Annotated in this window: 21 protein-coding genes and 1 pseudogene; 10 read left to right on the top strand and 12 right to left on the bottom strand. The window is 57.0% G+C overall.

Translation table 11 applies throughout. From position 1 onward, the window contains the following. Positions 1–103 precede the first annotated feature (103 nt). The gene (locus tag AC0R79_RS14860) at positions 104–1141 is read left to right on the top strand and encodes an alpha/beta hydrolase family protein (RefSeq protein WP_375747059.1); all 1038 of its coding nucleotides are present in this window, start codon (positions 104–106) and stop codon (positions 1139–1141) included. 4 nt (positions 1142–1145) lie between these two features. Here the strand turns inward: AC0R79_RS14860 and AC0R79_RS14865 are convergent, their stop codons facing one another. Together AC0R79_RS14865 and AC0R79_RS14870 are read right to left on the bottom strand one after the other, a co-directional pair. After that, entirely contained in the window at positions 1146–2333 is a 1188-nt protein-coding gene (locus AC0R79_RS14865) for an MFS transporter (protein WP_375747060.1), read from the bottom strand. 265 nt (positions 2334–2598) lie between these two features. Then, positions 2599–4185 carry an ABC-F family ATPase gene (locus AC0R79_RS14870; RefSeq protein WP_045121838.1) on the bottom strand — a complete coding sequence of 529 codons (1587 nt, stop codon included), beginning with the start codon at positions 4183–4185 and terminating at the stop codon, positions 2599–2601. A gap of 390 nt (positions 4186–4575) precedes the next feature. Here AC0R79_RS14870 and lpxO point away from each other — a divergent pair, with 390 nt between their 5' ends. Continuing rightward, the gene (gene lpxO, locus AC0R79_RS14875; RefSeq protein WP_221535435.1) at positions 4576–5475 is read left to right on the top strand and encodes a lipid A hydroxylase LpxO; all 900 of its coding nucleotides are present in this window, start codon (positions 4576–4578) and stop codon (positions 5473–5475) included. A 42-nt stretch (positions 5476–5517) separates the two neighbouring features. Here lpxO and ku read toward each other — a convergent pair whose 3' ends face one another. After that, positions 5518–6378, bottom strand: coding sequence for a non-homologous end joining protein Ku (gene ku, locus AC0R79_RS14880; RefSeq protein WP_007957454.1), 861 nt, complete (start codon positions 6376–6378; stop codon positions 5518–5520). A 193-nt stretch (positions 6379–6571) separates the two neighbouring features. On the opposite strand from ku, the gene AC0R79_RS14885 reads away from it, so the two are divergent. Together AC0R79_RS14885 and AC0R79_RS14890 are read left to right on the top strand one after the other, a co-directional pair. Further along, positions 6572–6913 carry a hypothetical protein gene (locus AC0R79_RS14885; RefSeq protein ID WP_163975123.1) on the top strand — a complete coding sequence of 114 codons (342 nt, stop codon included), beginning with the start codon at positions 6572–6574 and terminating at the stop codon, positions 6911–6913. Positions 6914–6963: 50 nt separating this feature from the next. Continuing rightward, a complete protein-coding gene (locus AC0R79_RS14890; RefSeq protein WP_474730217.1) occupies positions 6964–8109 on the top strand; it encodes a PQQ-dependent sugar dehydrogenase in 1146 nt (381 codons plus the stop codon). Between the two features lie 5 nt (positions 8110–8114). On the opposite strand, the gene AC0R79_RS14895 is transcribed toward AC0R79_RS14890, so the two are convergent. After that, entirely contained in the window at positions 8115–9218 is a 1104-nt protein-coding gene (locus tag AC0R79_RS14895) for a GNAT family N-acetyltransferase/peptidase C39 family protein (RefSeq protein ID WP_474730219.1), read from the bottom strand. 92 nt (positions 9219–9310) lie between these two features. Here AC0R79_RS14895 and AC0R79_RS14900 point away from each other — a divergent pair, with 92 nt between their 5' ends. Beyond that, positions 9311–10885: a RimK family protein gene (locus tag AC0R79_RS14900; RefSeq protein ID WP_474730222.1), complete on the top strand. Its 1575-nt coding sequence runs from the start codon at positions 9311–9313 to the stop codon at positions 10883–10885. A 7-nt stretch (positions 10886–10892) separates the two neighbouring features. Beyond that, positions 10893–11816, top strand: a complete 924-nt coding sequence (locus AC0R79_RS14905) for a magnesium transporter CorA family protein (protein WP_474730223.1) — start codon at positions 10893–10895, stop codon at positions 11814–11816. Here the strand turns inward: AC0R79_RS14905 and AC0R79_RS14910 are convergent. Continuing rightward, on the bottom strand, positions 11797–12135 hold the full coding sequence (locus AC0R79_RS14910; protein ID WP_474735114.1) for a DUF2834 domain-containing protein: 339 nt from the start codon (positions 12133–12135) through the stop codon (positions 11797–11799). The genes AC0R79_RS14905 and AC0R79_RS14910 overlap by 20 nt on opposite strands. A 252-nt stretch (positions 12136–12387) precedes the next feature. On the opposite strand from AC0R79_RS14910, the pseudogene ilvA reads away from it, so the two are divergent. Then, positions 12388–13377, top strand: a pseudogene (gene ilvA, locus AC0R79_RS14915) (threonine ammonia-lyase, biosynthetic); the annotation flags it as partial. Positions 13378–13403: 26 nt separating this feature from the next. On the opposite strand, the gene eco reads toward ilvA, so the two are convergent. After that, the gene (gene eco, locus AC0R79_RS14920; protein WP_474730226.1) at positions 13404–13889 is read right to left on the bottom strand and encodes a serine protease inhibitor ecotin; all 486 of its coding nucleotides are present in this window, start codon (positions 13887–13889) and stop codon (positions 13404–13406) included. A gap of 371 nt (positions 13890–14260) precedes the next feature. On the opposite strand from eco, the gene AC0R79_RS14925 reads away from it, so the two are divergent. Then, complete coding sequence (locus tag AC0R79_RS14925) at positions 14261–14527, top strand: DUF1652 domain-containing protein (protein WP_007957441.1); 267 nt, start codon at positions 14261–14263, stop codon at positions 14525–14527. Here the strand turns inward: AC0R79_RS14925 and AC0R79_RS14930 are convergent. Both AC0R79_RS14930 and AC0R79_RS14935 read right to left on the bottom strand, forming a co-directional pair. After that, positions 14524–14922, bottom strand: coding sequence for a hypothetical protein (locus AC0R79_RS14930; protein WP_011334037.1), 399 nt, complete (start codon positions 14920–14922; stop codon positions 14524–14526). The genes AC0R79_RS14925 and AC0R79_RS14930 overlap by 4 nt on opposite strands. A 90-nt stretch (positions 14923–15012) precedes the next feature. Beyond that, entirely contained in the window at positions 15013–15273 is a 261-nt protein-coding gene (locus AC0R79_RS14935) for a DUF2790 domain-containing protein (RefSeq protein WP_011334038.1), read from the bottom strand. On the opposite strand from AC0R79_RS14935, the gene AC0R79_RS14940 reads away from it, so the two are divergent. Beyond that, on the top strand, positions 15266–15403 hold the full coding sequence (locus AC0R79_RS14940; RefSeq protein WP_273900241.1) for a hypothetical protein: 138 nt from the start codon (positions 15266–15268) through the stop codon (positions 15401–15403). The genes AC0R79_RS14935 and AC0R79_RS14940 overlap by 8 nt on opposite strands. Before the next feature lie 364 nt (positions 15404–15767). Then, a complete protein-coding gene (locus tag AC0R79_RS14945) occupies positions 15768–16064 on the top strand; it encodes a hypothetical protein (protein WP_074690670.1) in 297 nt (98 codons plus the stop codon). A gap of 99 nt (positions 16065–16163) precedes the next feature. Here the strand turns inward: AC0R79_RS14945 and AC0R79_RS14950 are convergent, their stop codons facing one another. From AC0R79_RS14950 to AC0R79_RS14965, 4 genes are read right to left on the bottom strand one after another with little or no spacing between them, the layout of a single operon-like run. After that, positions 16164–17132 carry a tetratricopeptide repeat protein gene (locus tag AC0R79_RS14950; RefSeq protein WP_474730230.1) on the bottom strand — a complete coding sequence of 323 codons (969 nt, stop codon included), beginning with the start codon at positions 17130–17132 and terminating at the stop codon, positions 16164–16166. Between the two features lie 5 nt (positions 17133–17137). Continuing rightward, the gene (locus AC0R79_RS14955) at positions 17138–18109 is read right to left on the bottom strand and encodes a tetratricopeptide repeat protein (RefSeq protein ID WP_474730233.1); all 972 of its coding nucleotides are present in this window, start codon (positions 18107–18109) and stop codon (positions 17138–17140) included. 5 nt (positions 18110–18114) lie between these two features. Then, positions 18115–19119, bottom strand: a complete 1005-nt coding sequence (locus AC0R79_RS14960; RefSeq protein WP_474730236.1) for a tetratricopeptide repeat protein — start codon at positions 19117–19119, stop codon at positions 18115–18117. 3 nt (positions 19120–19122) lie between these two features. After that, positions 19123–22674 carry a LysM peptidoglycan-binding domain-containing protein gene (locus AC0R79_RS14965; RefSeq protein WP_474730238.1) on the bottom strand — a complete coding sequence of 1184 codons (3552 nt, stop codon included), beginning with the start codon at positions 22672–22674 and terminating at the stop codon, positions 19123–19125. Positions 22675–22684: the final 10 nt, after the last annotated feature.

The following is a 22684-nucleotide window of genomic DNA, read 5'->3' on the forward strand; positions in this document are numbered from 1 at the left end:
TCAACGTCTGAGTGCAACGTCGCGCCGGATCACCGAACCTCGGAGTTTCGGGCGTCGAACACAACGGATCTTTCGATTGAGTAACAACAGGGTGGGGCATCCCATGATGCGTCTTTGTGCAGCGTTACTGATTTGCCTGCTCGGCAGCCTGAATTCAGTGCACGCTGCGCCCGGGCAGCACCCGCGCTGGAGCGTCGGCTATCACGAGATGATGTTCCTCGATCCGCTCGACCTGCAACCGATGCGCGCCATCGCGTTCTATCCCTCCAGCGACCGCGAACACATGAGCCTGCTCGAAGGCTATTCGGTCGAGGCCGGCGAAGACACCAAAGTCGCCATCGGCCGCTTCCCGATGCTGATGCTGTCCCACGGCAACACCGGCACGCCACTGGCACTGCACGACCTGGCCACGTCACTGGCACGCAAGGGCTTTGTAGTGGTGGCGGTGATTCACCCCGGCGACAACTCCAAGGATCACAGCCGCCTCGGCACACTGAGCAACCTTTATGGCCGGCCGATCCAGATTTCCGAAGCCATTACCGCCACGCTGGGCGACCGCATGCTCGCGCCGTATGTGAACGCCGAGCAGGTCGGCGTGATCGGCTATTCGGCGGGCGGCGAAACGGCATTGATTCTGTCCGGCGCACAGCCGGATCTGGATCGCTTGCGCCGTTACTGCCAGGAGCGCCCGGACGACCGCGACGCCTGCAACACCCAGGGTGAGTTGATCGTCGATCGCGACGATCTGCAACCGGTGGCCGATCCGCGCGTGCATGCGTTGCTGCTGATGGCACCGTTGAGTCTCAAGTTTGGTCGTCACACCCTGGCCGATGTGCATGTGCCGGTGCTGCTGTACAGCGGCGATGGCGACAAACTGGTGGCCTTCGACAAAAACGCCGCCGCCCTGGCGCGCAAACTGCCGACGGCGCCCGACTTCAAATTGCTGGCCGGGGCAGGGCACTTCGTGTTCATGGCGCCGTGCACAGAAGAGCAGATCCTCGCCATGCCGGCGCTGTGCACTGATGCCGATGGCGTCGACCGCGAAGACATCCACCGCAACCTGATTTCCGAGGCCGGGCGGTTCTTCTCCCATGCCTTGGGCAGGCCGACCCGCGCGGGGATGCAGACGGCCGATCAGTGAGCCTTTACGCCATGGCCCGGCGCTTGAGCAACAAGGTCAATCCCAGTCCGGTCACGGACAGCACGGCGGCACTGAAGAAAATCCACGAATAGCCCAGATTCAGCGCCACCGCGCCCATCAACGGCCCGGCAATCGCCAGCGCCAGATCGAAAAACACCGCATAGGCACTCAGCCCGGCACCGCGACTGGAGTTGGGCACTTGCTTGATCGCCTCAACGCCCAGCGCCGGGTACACCAGCGACAGACCGAATCCGGCCAGACCGGCGCCAATCAAGGCATACGCGGTCGAAGGCGCCAGCCACAGCATGACCAGGCCGACGGTTTCGATGGTCATGCAGGCAATCGCCGAGGTGAATCCGCCAAAACGCCCGATGGCCGAAATGAACAGCAGCCGGGAAAGAATGAAGCAAACGCCGAATACGGTCAGGCAGTACGCCGCACCGGACCAGCCGCGATTGAGGTAATACAGGGTGATGAAGGTGGTCAGCGTGCCGTAGCCAATCGACGCCAGGCTCAGACTGGCGCCGAACGGTGCAATCCGCCCGAACACCGCCCAGAACGGCAGCCGTTCACCGCGCACCACCGGCACCGACGGCTTGTTGCGGATCAGCAGCAGTGCGCCGGCTGCGAGCAGCGACAACGCAATGCCAAGGCTTTCGAAACCGTAATCGGCGACCATCACCACGCCCAGTGGTGCACCGATGGCAATCGCACCATAGGACGCGATGCCGTTCCAGGAAATCGAGCGCGCGGTGTGTTCGGTACCGACCTGGCCCATGCACCAACTGATGGTGCCGACGCCGATCAAACCCTGCGCGATCCCCAGCAACAGGCGACCGACGATCAGGATCGACAGGCTCAACAACGGCAAGCTCTGCAGCAGCGTCGAAACCAGCGTCAACACGCCGCTGAGCACAATCCCCGACAAGCCATACACAATCGCCCGCTTGGTGCCGACGGTGTCCGACATCCGTCCGGCCATCGGCCGGCTGAGCAGGGTGGCCAGGTATTGCGAACCGATCACCAGCCCCGCGATCACGGCACTGAAACCCAATTGCTCGTGCACGTAGCCGGGCAGCACCGCAATCGGCAGACCGATGCAGAGGAAGGCAATAAAGGTATAGAAAACGATGGAGACGATCTGCAGGGTGATCGCCATGGAGCTTTGCGGTGGCTGTTGCTGCGCAGACATGAGGACTCGTTCGCGGGCGGCGGTGGGAGAGTCCGCATCATGGCGTGGCGCTGAAATAAAAGAAAGCAGGCTAACGATCGTTTCCCCGTTGATCGTTCCCACGCTCCGCGTGGGAATGCAGCCCGGGACGCTCTGCGTCCCTTCCAGAGCTGGAACGCGGAGCGTCCCTTGAGGCATTCCCACGCAGAGCGTGGGAACGATCAGGAATGAGTAAAAAAAAGCCCCGTCACAAGGACAGGGCTTTCTGTTTATCGCTCGATTCGACTTAGAACACTACGCCTTGGCTGCGCAGGTAATCGTCGTAGGTGCCGCTGAAGTCGGTCACGCCGTTCGGGCTCAGTTCGATGATGCGCGTGGCCAGGGACGATACGAACTCACGGTCGTGGCTGACGAAGATCAGCGTGCCCGGGTAGTTTTCCAGCGCCAGGTTCAGCGCTTCGATCGATTCCATGTCCAGGTGGTTGGTCGGTTCGTCCATCACCAGTACGTTCGGCTTTTGCAGGATCAGCTTGCCGAACAGCATGCGACCTTGCTCACCACCGGAAATCACCTTCACCGACTTGAGGATCTCGTCGTTGGAGAACAGCATGCGACCCAGAGTGCCACGGATCACTTGCTCGCCCTGAGTCCACTGACCCATCCAGTCGAACAGGCTGACATCGTCTTCGAAGTCGTGGGCGTGGTCCTGAGCGTAGTAGCCCAGCTCCGCGCTTTCGGTCCACTTCACCGTGCCTGCGTCCGGGGTCAGTTCGCCCATCAGCGTGCGCAGCAGAGTGGTCTTGCCGATACCGTTCGGGCCGATGATCGCCACGCGCTCGCCGGCTTCAACGGTGAAGCTGAAGTTCTTGAACAGGGTCTTGCCGTCGAAGCCCTTGGACATCTGCTCGATGGTCACGGCCTGACGGTGCAGCTTTTTGGTCTGTTCGAAACGGATGAACGGGCTCACGCGGCTCGATGGCTTGACCTCTGCCAGTTGGATCTTGTCGATCTGCTTGGCGCGGGAAGTGGCCTGCTTGGCTTTCGAGGCGTTGGCCGAGAAGCGGCTGACGAACGTTTGCAGTTCGGCGATCTGGGCTTTCTTCTTGGCGTTGTCCGACAGCAGTTGCTCGCGGGACTGGGTCGCCGCGGTCATGTACTCGTCGTAGTTGCCCGGGAACAGACGCAGCTCGCCGTAGTCCAGGTCGGCCATGTGGGTGCAGACGCTGTTCAGGAAGTGACGGTCGTGGGAAATGATGATCATGGTGCTGTTACGCGCCGTCAAAATCGTTTCCAGCCAGCGGATGGTGTTGATGTCCAGGTGGTTGGTCGGTTCGTCGAGCAGCAGCACTTCCGGATCGGAGAACAGTGCCTGGGCCAACAGAACACGCAGTTTCCAGCCCGGTGCAACTTCGGTCATCGGGCCGAAATGCTGTTCCAGCGGAATGCCCAGACCCAGCAGCAGTTCACCGGCGCGGGATTCGGCGGTGTAGCCGTCCATCTCGGCGAACTCGGTTTCCAGCTCGGCCACGGCCATGCCGTCTTCTTCGCTCATTTCCGGCAGCGAGTAGATGCGGTCGCGCTCGGCCTTGACCTTCCACAGCTCTTCGTGACCCATGATCACGGTGTCGATTACGGTGAATTCTTCGTAGGCGAACTGATCCTGGCGCAGTTTACCCAGGCGAATGTTCGGCTCCAGCATGACCTGGCCACCGGACGGCTCGAGGTCGCCGCCGAGGATTTTCATGAAGGTCGACTTGCCGCAACCGTTGGCGCCGATCAGGCCGTAGCGGTTGCCGCCATTAAATTTGACCGAAACGTTTTCAAACAGCGGCTTGGCGCCGAACTGCATGGTGATGTTAGCTGTAGAAATCAAAGGTTTTTCCTGCGAAGCGTGCTGAGTAGCGAGGGTGCAGCCGGAGCGCTTGGCCCGAGTCGAAGTGCGCTGAGGCGGGACAATCCCGTCATCAACCAAGGGGGGCGCGTAAAGTTTGGCGGCGATTGTACTGGTCTGGCTCTTTAAACGATAGGGCAGTGACATCCCGATTGCCGTTTGGCGCGATCGCGGGACAGTTTTTCACAGATGAGTGTTCACTATTGGTTACAAACTGTGGCTAAAATGCCATCCATTCACCCAATGCCTTGTACGGCATGGGCTCAAGGATGCGCCACCGGGACGCTTTTTGATTTCAGACCACTGCCACAGACCTTGGGCCACAGCCCTAAAGGCGCGCAGTTTGTTCACTTCTGACGTGTGACGATTTCCGTGAAACTCATCATTGCCGCTGTATATGTCATTTCCATTGCATACGTTCACCTGCGCGGTCGCGTGCGCCACAAAATCGGTCGTCAACTGAGCGATCACTCTTCGTTTCTGGCACCGATCAACTGCTTCCTTTATCTGTTCTCGAAGAAGCCCAACACGCCGTACCTGGATCCGAAGGACTTTCCCGATCTGAGCCCATTGCAGGCGCACTGGGAAGAAATCCGCGAGGAAGGCCGCAACCTGCTGCGCGCCGGCGAAATCAAACGTTCCAACCAGTACGACGACGTCGGTTTCAACTCGTTTTTCAAGACCGGCTGGAAGCGTTTCTACCTGAAGTGGTACGGCGACAGCCACCCGTCGGCGCTGCAACTGTGCCCGCGCACCACTGAACTGGTGCAGAGCATCGGCTCGATCAAGGCTGCGATGTTTGCAGAATTGCCGCCGGGCTCGAAACTGGTGCGTCACCGCGACCCGTACGCGGGTTCCTACCGTTATCACCTGGGCCTGGAAACGCCGAACGACGCCGGTTGCTACATCAACGTCGATGGCGAGAACTATCACTGGCGTGATGGCGAAGCGGTGATGTTCGACGAGACCTTCATTCATTACGCGGAAAACACCACCGACCAGAACCGCATCATCCTGTTCTGTGACGTCGAGCGTCCAATGAAGTATCGCTGGGCAGCGGCGTTCAACGGCTGGTTCAGCCGCAACGTGATGTCGGCGGCCGGTGCGCCGAACGATGCGGGTGACCGCACCGGTGGCATCAACCGCTTGTTTACCAAAATCTACAAGATTCGCCTGCGCGGCAAAGAACTGAAAAAGCGCAATCGTAAGCTCTATTACATGGAAAAGTGGGCGATCTTCGGCGGTCTGCTGGCGATCTTCATTCTGATCTGACAAATCGGGCGACTGTTGAAAGACAGTCGCCCGATTTCATTTTCACGACGCTTTTTTGGTCTTCTTCGCCGCTGTGGTCTTGCTGGCGGTCTTCTTCGCCGGTTTGGCCGGGGCTTTCCCGCCGAGGCTGCGCTTGAGCAGTTCGGTCAGGTCGATAACATCGGCCGATTTGCGCTCTTCTTCACCGGAAACCGTCTCAACGTCTTCGATCTTGCCTTCATGAGCCTTTTTGTCCACTAGCGCCATGATCTTGTTTTCGAACTCGTCGTTGTAGTCCTCGGGCGTCCAGTCCGCCGTCATGTCTTCCACCAGCCGTTTGGCCATGTCCAGTTCACCCTTGGCCAACTGCGGCTTGGTCACTTCGCTGCCCAGCGCCAATTCGTCGAGGCTGCGCACTTCCTGCGGCCAGCGCAGCTTTACCAGCACCAACGCCGACTCCAGGGGCATCAACGCCGCCAGGTATTGGCGCGTGTGTAAAACCACGCGGGCGAGGGCGACCTTCTGGGTTTTGCTCAGGGTTTCACGCAGCAAGGCGTAGACCTTGCCGCCGCGCTTGTCCGGGGCCAGGTAATAGGGCGTGTCGATGTTCTGCAACGGAATTTGCTCGCTGTCGACGAAGGCGAAAATGTCGATGGTCTGGGTCGAAACCGGGTGCGCCGAACGGATTTCTTCCTCGCTGAGCACCACATAGCGGCCTTTTTCGAACTGCACGCCTTTGACGATGTGCTCCTTGGTGACCTCTTTGCCGGTGACCTTGTTGACCCGTTTATAACCGACCGGGTCCATGCTGCGGCTGTCGAGCCAGTCGAAATCGACGCCTTGGGACGAGGTCGCCGAAACCAGCGCCACGGGGATGTGCACCAGACCGAAACTGATTGCGCCTTTCCAGATTGCCCGAGCCATGGTGCTGTTCTCCGAGTGATGTTCGGGTGACCCGTGGCCCGGTGCAAAAGTTTCCGTTGTTTGCGGGGGCGGCGGTAAACGGCAGGTCAAGCCGTGTTACATCTTGTTTAGCGGTGACGGGTTAACAAATCCGAACCCACGGCGTAGCGTGGACTCGAAGGCTCTAGTCCCTGCGCACCGAAAGAGGCCGTTCATGAACCGTTTCCTGCTTGGCATTGCGTTGCTCGCCCTCAGTGGCGGGCTGGTTCACGCCGATGGCGCAATAAGCCATACATCGCTGTTGCTGGCACAAAGTCCGACCGGCAACAGCAACAACCCCTACAACAGCCCGATCCGCCGGGCGAACCCCAACAGCATGCAGGGCACCCAGCCCAGTGCTCCGCCTGTTCGCGGGCCGAATACGGTGCCCGTGCCACGGCCGCCGACCCTGGAAAACCGCGGCATCGGCAATGGCCAGCCGCTGCGCTCCGTGCCGAGCACGCCACCCACCTTCATCCCCAACCCTCCAGCCCGTGACAGCGGGAGCAACCGTTGAATGGCAGAACCGCTTCTGTCAGCCCTTCAAACGAACAAAAGGAATCGTGCATGTTGCGTAAAACCTTTCTGGCCGGCCTGTGTGCCAGTGCACTGATCGCCGCCCCAGCGTTCGCTGCCGCTCCCAAAGAGCTGCAAAGCGAGCAGGGCACCCTTGAAGTCACAACGATTACCCAAGGCCTCGAGCATCCATGGGCCTTGGCGTTCCTGCCGGATCGCCAGGGCATGCTGGTGACAGAACGCCCCGGCAACCTGCGTGTGGTAGGCGCTGACGGCAAACTGTCTGCGCCGATCACCGGTGTGCCGGATGTCTGGGCCAAGGGGCAGGGCGGATTGCTCGACGTGGTGCTGTCACCGGACTTCAAACAGGATCGTCTCGTGTACCTGTCCTACGCCGAGGGCGGCGGAGCGGGTGACAAGGCCGGAACGGCGGTGGGGCGCGGGCGTCTGTCGGATGACCTGAAAACCCTGAAGGACTTCAACGTGATTTTCCGTCAGGAACCGAAACTGTCGGTCGGCAACCACTTCGGCTCGCGGCTGGTGTTCGACCGGGACGGTTATCTGTTCATCACCCTGGGCGAAAACAATGATCGCCCGACCGCGCAGGATCTGGACAAGCTGCAAGGCAAGGTCGTGCGGATCTACCCCGACGGCAAAGTACCCGATGACAATCCCTTTGTCGGCCAGTCCGGTGTGCGCCCGGAGATCTGGTCCTACGGGCACCGCAATCCCCAGGGCGCCGCGCTCAATCCGTGGACCGGAACCGTGTGGGAAAACGAGCACGGCCCGCGCGGCGGCGACGAGGTGAACATCATCGAACGCGGCAAGAATTACGGCTGGCCGCTGGCGACCCACGGCATCAATTACTCCATGCAACCGATCCCGGAAGCCAAGGGCAAGACCGCCGAAGGCACGGTAGGGCCGCACCATGTCTGGGAAAAATCTCCGGGTGTCACCGGCATGGCGTTCTACGATGCCGATCGCTTCAAACCCTGGCAGCACAACGTGTTCATCGGTGCATTGGTGACGCAGGAGCTGATCCGCTTGCAGTTCGACGGCGACAAGGTGGTACATGAAGAACGCTTGCTGGGCGAACTGAAACAGCGGATTCGTGATGTGCGTCAGGGGCCGGATGGTTACCTGTATGTGCTGACCGATGAGTCCGACGGCTCGCTGTACAAGATCGGACTCAAATGAAGCCTTCATGCGGGTGAGCGAGCGTAAAGCACCACCGCCGCCCGCAACTTGCCACGACCGAAGCGGCACATCTTCTCGAATTCACCATGGCTGACCGGCACGTGCTGGCAGTCCATGGGCTGGCGATGCTGACTGTGATCGACATCCGGGTCGTGCAGGTAAACGAAGTCCTCATCGCAGTCGGTGACGATCACCCAGTGCGGCGACTTGGAACGGGTCAGCCGATAGCTGCTGATCAGCACCAGAGGCTGTCCTCCGTTGGCCAGCAACGTGGGTAAATCCAGCGCTACGCCGATGGCTTGATCGACATCGGTGTCGTTCAGTTGCGCCATGAACTCGTCATGGACCAGGCGCATGACGTCTTTTTTATGCGCATCGCGCACGCCGTCGAGAAACAGCGGTCCGGTCATGCTCAGTTGCAAACGCACTTTAAAACCCCGGCGCCACGCCGCCAGTGCCAGGCCTTGCGGGCTGCAACCGCCATGGCCAGCCGTCATGAACACCGTGGTTGCCTCGCGCCACAACTGCAACTCTTCGCGCCGCTCCAGCAAACGATCGGCCTGCAATGCGCCCATGGCCATCAACAAGCAGGCTGGGCCGCAGGTGAAATCGGTGGTTTGTCGGTAATAGGGGACCTTGATGTTGCGTGAGTCGCGGTGCTGGAGAATGCGTTTCTCCAGACGCAGCGCGTCGGCGTGATCCTCGTAGTAGTCATGGATCAGCGCAAAGCGCCGGTAACCGTTGCGCTCGTACAGGGCGATGGCGGCCGGATTGTCGGTGCGCACTTCCAGCCGCAGGTAGGCGCAGTCGTGCTCGAGCGCGCAGGCCTCGATCCGATGCAGCAATTGCTTGCCCAGGCCACCGCCGCGCGCCTCGGGAGCAATCGCAATCGAATACAGCCGGGCCAGCGAGGTGCCGCGATGAAACAGCACCAGCGCATAACCGGCGAGTTGGCCCTCACGTTCGGCCACCCACAATTGCCCGTGGGCCCGGGTGATCATCCATTGGAAACTGCGGCGGGTGAGCCGGTCCGTGGTGAAACAGTGCATTTCCAGCGTGAGCAACGCTGGCAAATCATCAACGACCGCCAGGCGAAAAACAGCATTCATATGACCACCGTAAAAGTTGCGTAACGAAACGGGACTTTCGAAAAACTTCGTGCTTAATAGAAAAGGTCTTGTTCTCCAACGGATCAATTTCTATGTCAGCGGTACAGGGTCATTGGCGCGAAGTATCCAGTCAAAGTTTGCCACCGGCAACTTATTTAAAACCGCAGATCAGAACTTCCAGTCAAGTGTTGATCATCGTCGAACGCAAGGAAGACTGGGCCTCGTATTTCCCCAGCGAAGACATCCTGACGGCCCAGGAATACCTCGAACAACCACGCGACGGCGAGCCGGGAAAACGAGTGCAGGTGATCAACCTTTGCCGCAGCTACAAGTATCTGGGCCACGGCTATTACTGCTCGCTGCTGGCAGAAGCCCGGGGGCACAAGGTAATTCCGTCGGTACGCACCATCAGCGAACTGACCCGAAAATCCCTCTACGGTCTGGCGCTGGACGACCTGGATAAAACCCTGGAAAAAGCCCTCAGCCATCATCTCTACAGCGACACCGAAGGTTTTACGCTGACACTTTATTTCGGCAGAACCCATATCGAGCCGTTGCAGGATCTGGCCCGGCAATTGTTTGAAGTGTTCCCGTGTCCGATTCTGTTAGTTGAGTTCCGCAGAACTAACGGCTGGCACATCGAAGGTATAAAATCCGGCGCCTTGCACAAGTTGCGCGACGATCAGGAAGATCAGTTCGCCAATGCGCTGGACGGCTTCAGTCGCAAGATCTGGCGTGTTCCGCGTTCGCCGCAAGTGGCGCGTTATGACCTGGCGATCCTGCATGATCCGCAGGAGGCGTTGCCGCCGTCCAATGCCCGCGCTCTGGAAAACTTTGTGCGGGTCGGCAAGGGCATGGGCATCGATGTCGAGCTGATCGAACGCAAGGACTACGCAAGGCTGGCCGAGTACGACGGCCTGCTGATCCGCGAGACCACCAGTGTCGACAACCACACTTACCGCTTCGCCAAGAAAGCCGAAAGTGAAGGGCTGGTGGTGATGGACGACCCGACGTCGATCCTGCGCTGCACCAACAAGGTCTACCTCACCGACCTGCTCAACAGCCATCAACTGGGCATGCCGGCCACGGAAATTCTCTACAAGGAGCGACCCGAAGACTTCGAACGGGTCGGCGAACGCCTCGGTTTTCCGCTGGTGCTGAAGATCCCCGACGGTTGTTTCTCCCGTGGCGTGATCAAGGTCGAGAGCCAACAGGCCTTGCTGGAAGCCACCGCCGAACTGTTCGAGCATTCGGTGCTATTACTGGCCCAGGAATTTTTCTACACCGAGTACGACTGGCGCATCGGCGTGCTCAACCGCAAACCGATCTTTGCCTGCCAGTACTTCATGTCCAAGGGCCATTGGCAGATCTACAACCACAAGGCCAAGGGCCAGGACGTCAACGGCGAATGCCGCACGCTGGCGATCCACGAAGCACCGCGCGCAGTGGTGGAACTGGCGGTGAAGACCGCCAACCTGATCGGCGACGGCTTGTACGGTGTTGACCTGAAACAGGCCGGCGACAAGGTGGTGGTGATCGAGGTCAACGACAACCCGAACCTCGACGCCGGTATCGAAGACGCTTATTTGCAGGACGATCTGTATTCGCTGGTGCTGGAAGAATTCGTGCGGCGCCTCGAACTCAAACGCCGCGGCCAGGCCTGGTGACCGGCCGATGATCAACAGCTTTGCACTCAATCACGGCGCCTTGCAGCGGGTCGAGCGGCTGGACGCCGAGGTGATGCTATTCAGCGACCCCGACGCCGCCGAGCGCGACTTGCTGCACAGTCACTTCAAACTCGATGAACACGCGCTGGCCTCGGCGCTGGATCCGGACGAGGTGTCGCGGATCGAGTTTCACCCCGATCACCTGTTTCTTATCTGGAAACGCCCGGAAAACTATTCCGGCGGTGGCAGCCTGGCGTTCGAGGTGTCGTCCTGTGGTTTGCTGTTCTCACCGGGCCAGTTGTTGGTAATCGCGACCGACGACACGCCGCTGCACGGTGTCGGTACGCGTCAGCCATTGAACACGCCGCTGGATGTGTTGCTGGATTTGCTGTTCAACAACATCCATCACTACCTCGGGCACTTGAAGGTGATCAAACTGGTCGCCCGGGAACTGCAGCAGAAATTCAACGCCTCGATGCAGAACCAGCATCTGGTGCAGATGTTCAACCTCAGCGAAAGCCTGATCTATTACATCAACGCCCTGCACAGCAACGGCGCGGTGCTGACGCGGCTGCGCAATCACGCGGAAAAACAGCATTTCGGCAGCGAAGCGATCGGCCTGATCGACGACCTGATCATCGAAAACAACCAGTGCTACAAACAGGCGGAAATCTATTCGACGGTGTTCTCCGGGCTGATCGACGCCCGGGGCAACCTGATGAACAACAGCATGAACAACCTGCTGCGCAAACTGACGCTGATCAACGTGGTGTTCCTGCCGCTCAACCTGATTGCGAGCATCGGCGGCATGTCGGAATTCAGCATGATGACCGCCGGCACGCCGTGGTGGGTGTCGTACCCGTTGTTCCTGGCGGCGATGCTGCTGGGGGCGGGCGGGATGCTGTTAGGGCTCAGGCGTCTGGCGAACTGACCGGGGCCGGGCGTTTGCGATCCTGCAGGCCCCGTACCACCAGGTACAACAACGGCCCGACTGAAACAAACACCGCCGTCAGCAAAAGATACGGCACCACCGACCAGCCCGACTGCCCACGCTTGCGCGCGTCCTTGAACATCCAGACGCCTGCCAGGGTTGCCAGCAGATAGAGATCGATCACCACCTGCGCAGTGTCCGGCCGCGACATCAGGCTGATGCCGAAATCGATCAGCGATTGCTCGGCTTGCAGCATCACGGAAACGGTATAGCCGCTGAAGGCAATCAATGCAGTGAGGGGCAGGGCGATGGACATCAGGTATTCCTTCCTTGGGGCAGATGAGCGAAAGGCCAGCCTACAGACCCGCCACAAAATTCGCCATTGACTTGCCAGCAGCGCCCGGGCTAATTTCGGGCCCATGACTTCCACCGTTCTGCGCTGCCAGCCAAGCATTATTACCGCCATTCCTCATTTGGCGGGCTAGCTCACGACTGCAGCACCCAACCCGCCCTAGAGGCGGGTTTTCATTTTCTGTCTCCGGGGTTCTGAATCAAACGTCAGGAGACGACCATGCGCTACAATCCCGCCCAGCAAGCCCTGCTTAAGCAGTACGTGAAAAAGATCCTCGCCGCGCCGGTGTATGAACTGGCTGTGCGCACGCCGCTGCAACCGGCGCCGGCGCTGTCCGAAGCGCTGGGCAACCGGATCCTGCTCAAGCGCGAAGACCTGCAACCGACGTTCTCCTTCAAGATCCGTGGTGCGTACAACAAACTGGTGCAATTGAGCGACGAGCAGAAGGCGCGTGGGGTGATCACGGCGTCGGCGGGTAATCATGCGCAAGGCGTAGCGCTGGCGGCGCGGGAACTGGGCATTGCCGCGACCATTGTCATGCCGGCAACCACCCCGGAGTTGAAAGTGCTGGGCGTCAGTAGTCGCGGAGCCGAGGCGCTATTGCATGGTGAAAGCTTTCCCTTTGCTCTGGCCCACGCGCTGCAACTGGCTGAGCAGACCGGCCGAACCTTCGTCTCGCCATTCGACGATCCCGATGTGATCGCCGGTCAAGGCACGGTCGCGATGGAAATCCTGCGCGAGCATCAGGGCGCACTGGACGCGATCTTCGTCCCGGTGGGCGGTGGCGGTTTGATCGCCGGCATCGCGGCGTATGTGAAATACCTAAGACCGGAGGTGCGGATCATCGGTGTCGAGTCGGAGCACTCGGCCTGCCTGAAGGCTGCCATGCAAGCGGATGAGCGAGTGGTGCTGCCCAACGTGGGCACATTCGCCGATGGCGTGGCGGTGGCGCAGATCGGCGCTTACGGGTTCGAGGTTTGCCGCTTCTGCGTGGATGAGGTCATCACCGTCAGCAACGACGAACTCTGCGCGGCGATCAAGAATATTTACGACGATACCCGCTCGATCACCGAGCCTTCCGGTGCTTTGGCGGTGGCGGGCATTAAAAAGTACGTGGCGCAAAGCGGCGCACGGAGTCAGACGCTGATCGCCATCGATTCTGGCGCCAATATCAATTTCGACAGCTTGCGACACGTCGCCGAGCGAGCGGCGGCGTGCGGTGTTGTGGCTTGAAGTTACTCGGGAATGGCCACGCCAACCTTGTCCGAGGCCGACCAGATGCGGAAGCGCACTTCGACGTCCTGCGGTGCGTAAATCACGATCGGCAGCTTGCTGTTGTAGCGCACGGTGAAACCGTCACCGATCACCGGTACGAATGCGCGTTTTTTTTGGGTGCCGGGTGGGCAGGCCATCAGCGTGCTCATCGGGCCGCTGACTTTTTCCAGGCGGTAGAACGGATAGCCCCAGCCTTCGAGGTTTTTCTCTTCGAGGGTGCCGCCCAGACGCTGGCGGTTGCAGTCGACTTCGAGGGTCTTGCCAGCGAGGATTTCTACTTTGAAGTTTTCTTCCTGGGCTTGTTGCGGCAGGTGGATGACCTGACGCGTGAAGCCCGCTTCGGCCTTCGGATAAGGCGCGGTGTCTTCAAGTTTGGCGGCGTGGGCGATGGTGGACAGGCTGGCGAGCATCAGGCCGGCGGTCGCGTAAACAGTGAAATTTCCCATTGAAGCCTCCTGGCGGGTGTACGTTGGTTGACGGGCATTCTCACTGTCAAAGGCGATGAATGCAAACCGCCAGCCGCATGCAAATTGCAGTGCCTGCACGATCGAATCTTGCATTTTGCAACTGGCTAGTGGCCTGCCTTTTCCACAAGTCATTGATTTGCAAGGAGGTGAAAGCGACCCGATGAAAGGCACGTTTTATGCGTTGATTTGGTGCGGCGCACCGAGTCTGGGCGCCTACACTCCAATGGGCATTTCGCAGTACAGCCGCTTGTCACACCCAGGGATTCAGCGGGGATACACCCGTGGGAAGCCGTGGCAACGGTCAACGTGAATACTTGATTGGCAGTCTCACAGTAAGGAGAGGTTTCGCCATGTTTCTGTCTGCCTTGGAACTCCGCAACATCATAGAAAGCAGCTTTCTACCGAAACGCTGCCAATGCACGCTGTCCCCGGATCTTTCGATGACCGTCAAAGTGTATGGCGATCACCAGACCGATCAGGTTGAGCTGCTGGTGAGTGGCATCGATGCCAGTCACTTGAACAGCTGTCGCGAAATCAACGGCCTGATCGCCGGGTTGCGCTCGGATCTTGCGCAACATTCGGCAACTCATTCAGTGCCGCGATCCCGAGTCGTCTAACCGACTGTTTCACCCAGTTCGACCGTCACGCGCCGGGCCTGCAAGAAGCCAAGGCCCAGCGCGAACTCGACCAGCACCGCGAGCAGAATCCCGGGGCCGGCGTGGCCGTTGAGCCATTCAGCAAACCCCAGCACCGCCAGGCCGAAACAGCCGACGATAAAGCCGTTGCTCAGCGCATTGCGCGCGATCGACACCGGCGCGTTGCGCACCAGATAAAACATCACTCCTAACGCTGCAAACAGCACTGCGCTGCGCCGTGCGACGAATCCGGCTGCTTCCGAATACTCGATGCTCCAGATCGCCAGCAACATCTGTGGTGCCAGACCCCACGCCAAGGAAAGCAGAAAACACAGGGAGAAGGTGAGGGTCGAGAGCGTGCGGAACGACAACTGCATGGCGAATCCTTGCGGCAGTGAGGAGGGCCCCGAGCATACTCTTCGAGACCCGTGCTCGCCTACCGCAAAGCCGCAAATCAGAGCTTTCTGTCAGTTCTGGAAGCTGCACGCGTCAGATAATTTCCGGTAACTGATTTCTTCCGGTTTCCCGGTGTTGTCGAGGTACTTCATGTCGGCGGTGATGACCTTGCACTCCTGCGTCTGTGGCTCGGTCAGGGAAACCACTTTGGCGACATGCAGCGGCATGCCGTATTCATAGGGAACAGCCTTGGAGGTGTCATTGGCCTGGGCCAGCCCCGCAAACGCGGTGCAGGCGAGGGCGGTGGTGAGCAGGAACGGACGAATGTTCATGATGGACTCCGGTGCGACGGAAATTGAGTTCGGCATGTTGCAAGCCAAACCTGCCGCACTGGGCGTCAGCCAGGGGCTGAGGGTGTGCGGTTCAGTAGAGTTTTTGACCGCGGCGTTAAGCGATGGTTAACCGGGCTGAACGCCGGCTGTCTGGGCGGGGATTGTTTCGCGGGGGAGTCTCGGCGGATTCCTACAAGGGTGGATGCCTTGTCTGCTTTCGGCTATTGGAGTGGGGCGGTTATGGTTTGGCGTCGCTGCAAAATCAGCGGCTTAGGTTTGGTCACCTAACGTAATCACCTGTGCATGTGTGCCATTATTCGCCCCGACGAACATTCGTGTCCGTGGAGTGCATTGCTGTGGCGGCTGTGTGCAGGGTCGCCTTCGGGCGAGCCGAGTCAGGTGGTTCTCGGTTGACCAAGCCTGTACACAGTCCGCCTCCCCATCGTTTGGTCACGGTGCTGGCGGTTACTTTCAAGCTGCCTTGAGTAATTCCAATGCCAATCCTGAAATTAAGCTCCGCCCGCTATCTCCCGCTCAACAGCGGCGTCACCGACAGCGCACCGCTGGTCATCGACACCCAAGCCAACCCGAAAGACCTCTTCGAAGCCGCCGTGCAACGCATCCGCGCCGCCAGCGACCTGCTCGAAACCTTGCACTGCCTGTGCTTCAAACACGCCGATGTCCAGGACATTCCCCACATCACCCATGCGCTGTACCTGCTGACGCAGGACGGCAGTGATTTGCTGCAGGTTGCGCAGCAGAAAATGTTGAACTGGCAGGCGCCGGTTTGACGCTGTAACTAAAAAGCGGAAGGAGTGAGGCATCAATGCACTTCACTCCTTCCGCTTTTTCTATACGCGACCTTCCGAATTCCGTAGGAGAACTTCGAACTAGTTTCCAAGCTTGTCAGGGAAAAAGGAGAGCGGCGGGTGGGTGGCTTTCCATTCCTTTGCCACCTTTATTGATTCTTCGATTTGCTCGGCTGTCATTTTTTCAGCGATCATTTCTATTTTCTGGTCAACATAATCCTTAATTCCACCGGCATCCTCTAACTCTTTCAGTAAATAGAACATCGCATAGCCTTTCACTAAATCCAGTGGGTAGCCCACTCTATCGGGCGTATGCGAAATGTATGCGCCATAGTTGCTCATGGCTTCTGGCTCACCAGTTTCCGCGGCAGCTTTAAGCCAGTAATGGACAGCCTGCCTGTCTCCTTCATTCTCAAGGATTGCCAAGTAGTTATTCATTGCTTGAGGGTAGCCGCCTTCTGACGAAAGCCTAAACCAGTTACGAACGGATTCTTCGCGTTTGCCGGGGATAAAAAAGAATCCTCGCCCTTGGCGCTCGCCCACTGCCATCCAATACTGTGCAGGTGCATAGCCAGCTTTCGCAGACTTCTCAAGCCATTCGTAATCAAGTGTTATTTCATACATCAAGAACAAAGACTCAGCATCACCCTTGTTGGCGTTCTGCAGCGTCAGTTCTTTTGCATAACTTAGCCACTCAGCAGGAGTCCTGGCACTGGCGGGGCAGTTTTCCATAATCTTGCATAAGTCTGTATCTTTACGACCTAACTGAATCATTGCGTATATGGAACCATTCGCCGCAGCTGTTTCATACCAATGCTGCGCTTCCGGTGTCATATAGTGATTGCGTTTTCGCAGAGCTTCTGCCAGGTAGTACTGTGAGTCGACATTTCCAGATAACGCCTCCTTTTCCAATACGGGAAAGGCAGCATTAAATCTTTGCTGGTTGTAGAGAATCACTCCTTCAGAAGGCGCCTGATCCTGCTGTTTTGCCAGGCTGGTTTCACTGAGGATTAAAAGTGAAGCGAAAAAAAGGCATGTAAAAAATTTCATAGAAATTAGCGGCTCAGCTTGTCCGGGAAGAAGGAGAGTGGTGGGTGGGTGGCTTTCCACTCCCTTGCCACGCCTGTTGACCGTTCAATCTGTTCGGCAGTCATCTTGCCTCCAATCTCTTCGAGTGTATCCTCGACGAATTCCTGAATGGCACCGCCCCCATCCAACTCTTTCAGTAGACTGATTAGCGCATAACCCTTGACTTGATCCAATGGATAACCAACTTGATCAGGTGCATGGGCAATGTAAGAGCCATAGCTGCTGATTGCTTTTTGATCCCCAGTTTCAGCTGCGGCTTGAAGCCAGTATCGGACACCTTCAAGATCATTTTTCTTATAAAGAACCTCAATGTATTCCAACATTGCTTTTGAGTTTCCACCCTCAGAAGCCATTTTCAACCACTGATTGACGGCCTCTTCACGTTTTCCCGGTATAAGAAAAAATCCTTCACCTTGCCGGTCGCCGATAGCCATCCAGTACTGCGCACGCGCATAACCCGCACGCGCGGACTTTTCTAACCATTCGCGATCCAGTGTCACTTCGTACATTAAATACAAAGACTCGGGATCACCTTCATTAGCTTTGGGAAATGTTGAGCCTTTGGCTTTATCAAGCCACTCAGCCGGGTTTTTCTCGCTTGAGGGGCAATTTTTCATTTGTTGACAGAGGTCGTGGCTACTTCGGCCCAGCTGGATCATCGCGTAAATGTTGCCGTTATTCGCAGCTGTTTCATACCAGTGTTGCGCTTCGGAAGTCATATAGCGATTGCGCTTCTTTAGAGCCTCGCCCAAGTAATACTGTGACTCCACGTTTCCAGATTGTGCTTCCTTTTCCAGCTCGGAGATGGCTGAGCTGATTTTAAGCTGGTTGTACAAACTCACGCCTAAAGTTAGCTCGCTTCCTTGTGGCGTTGCTAAGCCGGTCGCAGTATAGGTGGCAATGGTTAATGCCAAAGCAAGGTGGCGTATCAGCAGCACTGGTGTTAGTTACCTAGCTTGTCAGGAAAAAAAGAGAGGGGCGGGTGAGTTGCCTTCCACTCTTTAGCCATTATCTTTGACTCCTCGATTTGTGCGGGAGTCATTTTTTCACGAATCTCTTCACTTTTTCGCTCAACATACCTTCCAATTCCACCGCTGTCATCAAGTTCTCCAAGTAAGGTAAACAGTGCGTAGCCTTTGACCAAGTCTAGTGAGTAACCAACTTTGTCAGGCGTATGCGCTACGTAGGCACCGTAATTGCTTATGGCAGCCTGATCACCAGTTGCTGCGGCAATCTCTAGCCAATGGCGAATATTTGCCATATCTCCTTCTTCGAATAGAATTTGAAGGTAGTCCATCATGGCTTTTGGATATCCGCCCTCAGAGGACAGTAATAACCATTTTTTAACAGAAGCATCACGTTTTCCGGGAATCAGAAAGAATCCTTCGCCTTGTCGTTCGCTGACAGCCATCCAATATTGTGCAAGCGAATATCCGGCGTTAGCGGATTTTTCCAACCATTCCCGGTTCAGTGTGATTTCATACATTAGGTATAGCGATTCAGGATCACCTTTCTCCGCCCTTGGTAGAACTAAGTCTTTAGCGAGTGAAAACCATTCGGCTTGTGTTTTTTTGGTTGGAGGGCAATTTCCAATTTTTTCACAAAGGTCATTTTTTGTTCGGCCCAGTTGTATCATTGCATATACGTTATTGTTTTCTGCTGCAGTCTCATACCAGTGTTGCGCTTCTGGAGACATGTAACGACTTTTCTTGCGAAGCGCTTCTCCTAGGTAATATTGTGAATCAATACTCCCACTGCTGGCCTCGCGCTCTAGTTCTTGAATTGCAGAGTCCAGCTTTAATTGATTGTACAGAACTATGCCTTTCTGTTCTTTTTGTGCGGCGCTTGAGATGGGGCTGGCAAATACGGCACTGCTCAAGACTGTCAGAAACAAATATTTGATTGCTAGTGTTGTGTTTTTTTTTGCTTTCAATTGTAAAGGTGCCATTTATTAATAACTCTTTAAAAATGGTGTCGCGCCACTAGGAGAGTAGTTGGGCTGCGGAATATAGTTTTGTTCGCAGAACTCGGCAGAATTGGCGCCAAGCAATTTTACATGGGACTTGTAGTATTTTCGGGCTTCAACGCCGGTATCATCGAAGAGCGCGCGTACGCTTTCGGACATGAAGCTATCCAGTAGCATCCGATTTTTGCAGTAAGACATTTTTGCGTTAGTATCTTTAATGCCGAATTCGTTCATAGACATGCATGCAAACTCAAACTGACTTTGTGCTTTGTCGATAGTGTTCGTTTTTTTTGCGTTGGTAACGATCCAATCAAGAATTCGTTCAATGGCTTTTTGTTGCAGAACGTGAGCCTCAGCTTGGTTGTACACCCGCTTTTCATCAGCTACTCCATTAGTTCCTGATGCCGCAGTGATAGTGAACGCTTCCGGAGTGCTAATTAAGGTTCTGAACAAGGGCCCTAGAGCATCCGGAATGGCATTGATGCACCATTCCTCAAGAGCTTTTTTGTCACTGTAATACATGATTGTGTCCGCAATCGGCCCACCCTTGCCACTCCGAGTCAACGCTTCATACAGACTCATCACAACATCCCAACGCATCATATACGCCATCGCCACGTTCAACCCTGCGGCGCCCAATGCGTTAAGCGCTGAAGCATATTCGCTCGCTTCAGGGTCCATCCATTCGACTTTACGGCCTTTGGTTTTATGCAGTTCTTTGCGATACAAGTTGATGATGTCAACCACCGCCTCATAACCAATCTCGAACTTAAAGCTGCCGTTAGCACCTGGCCCCAGTACCACTGCCGCTTTCAGGTTGAGAATAAAGCGCCCGTTATCGAGTGATATCTGCGCGGTTCCCTGGAATCCCGCACCCAGCGCAACCCCTACAGACCCACTCAGCTTGGCGAGGGTCAGCCATGGGTTGGTTTTTTTCGCGTCTTTGTCGCTGCCGATACCCATGGTGGGTGCAGTGCGCAGTGCGACGAGGTCTTTGGGTGGGGCCCAGTTCAGTGCGCCGGTGAGTTCGATGGCCGCTTGCATACCTCCGAAAACGTTGAAGGTGGCCTTTGCCCCGTTTTCAATTTGCACATTGGCTTTTTTGCCGGTGAGTACCTGGTCAGTGCTTTTGGTATCGACATAGGTGCCGGACGTTGATTTGTGTTCAAGATCGGGAGTAGGGCTGTTGTCACCGCTGTCGGCCTTGGCCTTCTTGGCCGCATCGTGATCTGCACGTTCTTCTTTGGCCGAGGCGTCCTCGCGCTGTGCGCGTTTGACGGGGCTGAGGGAGGCTCCGTATTTGACGTTGCCGAGGATGGGGTTCAACTCGACGGTACCGGCCAGCAACAGCGACGCGCCAGCGTAGCCCCAGGCCTTTACACCAAAGTGAAAGGAAAACCGGCCAAAACTCATCTGCTGGGCTTTGCCGTCCAGAAGGTAATCCAGTGTGATGTCTTTGGCGCTTTCCTTGGCGGGCATATCGACTTTCATCAACTGGACTTCGCCGCGGGCCAGGTCGAGGCTCAAACCCATGTTGGCCGACATCTGAAAGCCTTCGGCGGCGCTCATTTTTGGACCTTCCAGCTTCACTTCACCGTGAATGCTTGGCTGGGGAGGGGTCAGGCAGCGGACAAATTGAGCCTGAGGGCTGTTATCGAACAGTCGGATTTTGCCGCGCACACTTTTCTTGAAGACCAGTTGCTGCAGGTGTTTACCCCAACTGGTCAATGTTGCACTGTTCTCCAGCTCAGTGACCTTGTAGCCCTGCTTTTTCAGATAAGCGTAAAAGTCATTGGCCTTGAACCAGCCTTTTTCATCAAAACAGTCACCTGTCTGATCGCTGAACTTCATCGCGCCCTGCGCGATAAGCCACTGGCGGAACGAACTGGTTTCGCTGTTTTTATCCGAGTCTTCCGTGGCATCGGTCGGTAAGCTTTCGCCCATCTTCTTGTAGGAGCGACTGGCTTTTTGTGCATCCTCCGCCATGATTTTTTTGAAGTCTTTCAGGTTCGTCATGCTGAACCAGCCCAGAGGCGTGCCCTTGGCATCCGAGAGGCTGACTTCACGCAAAGGAAAACCGGGTTTAACCATGCGGTCGACGGGTTTTGGCTGGAACTCTTCCGGTTCCCAGATCAGATGGCGTCCCGGTTTGGCGGCGATCACATTCCGCTGGGCTGTTGCCTGCAGGTCGTCCTTGATTTTCTGCAGGCGATCCCACTCGGCTCGCTCGACATCAACCAGGCCCGCCGGTGCCTGGGCATTTTGCCCGGTGGCTTCGATCCAGCGTTTGTATTTTTCCTGGAGCTGTGCGGTTATTTCCGCCTGTTTCTTCTCGGTGTCCATGTACAACTTGAATTGCGCAATGCCCGATGGCAGGCCGTCACTGATCAGCGCGAACTCTGGAAGCGCGATACCGTATTCTGAAACTCTGATAATGGATTCGGTGTAATCGTGGTAATTCAGCGCGTCGGCGTTCTTGTGCAACGTGTAAACGTAAGCGAAGAGGTCGGCGGTGCAGTCGGTCATGCCGGTGCAGATGTTCTCGTAACTTTTTTTCTTTTCAGCAAGGGCCTTGGCGACATCTTCGAGTGACACCTGCTTGAAGTCTTTATTGGCGAATAGCTTTTTCCGGGCCTCGAGATACGCTTGCACGCGGGCACGGGCTTCAATGGCATCCTTGGAGTACAACGTCCCGCTTTCGTAGGAGTAGCCTTCAAGCTTTGCAGCCGCTACAGCCTCTTTTTTCAGCGCAAGCCACTCAGCCCGCCGTTTGTGAAAGTCGACAAATTCTTTGCGGATACTTTCCTGACCTGCGATGTCCGCATTCAAACGGTCCATACGAGATTGCGCAGTGTCTTCTTGAGGAGGTTGCGCGGGAGCGGCCGCGGGTTTGTTTCGATTGGCTTCGTTCTGTCTCTTTTTGGCGGTGGCGGGATCGATTTCGATCTCATCGCCCATCGCTTCGAACTCTTCCATGCGGGCACGCTTTGCGCCTGTGAGGAAGTTGCTCAACTTGGGTTCCAGGAAGTACTCGAGCAGACCTGACTCTTGCAGCCCGTTGAGGCGCGCATCGCGGGCCTTGTTCGGCGCAATCATTTTCTCCAGGGCGAACATCGATTCTTTAATGGCAGACACTGCACGCTCAGGCAGCAGCCAGAACTCTTGTTCCTCTGTTGCATAGATGGCGCTGGCATACGTTTGATCGCACGCACGGGCAAAGGGTTTGTAGGTTTTTGAGGACCCCTCTGGAGCGTCCTTGACGGGATCCAGTTCAACCAGGTCTTCGGCCGAACACTGAGCTGGCGGATTGGTGGATGCCTGTGCGGGCGCTTGTGATGCAGCGGGGGCCTGAGCGGCCGGTTTGGCTGACGCGGCTTGGGCGCTTTTCGGTACGCTCAGATTCCATCCGACCTTGACGTTGTCCGGATTGGTAATGAAGGGATTGAGTTGGCGCAGTTGCGCCACGGTGCTGTTGTAGCGCGAGGCAATCTGGGCAAGGGTTTCGCCGGGCATGACGGCGTGATTCGTGATTTCCATGGTGATTCCG

Source organism: Pseudomonas sp. HD57-3 (genome assembly GCF_056113135.1).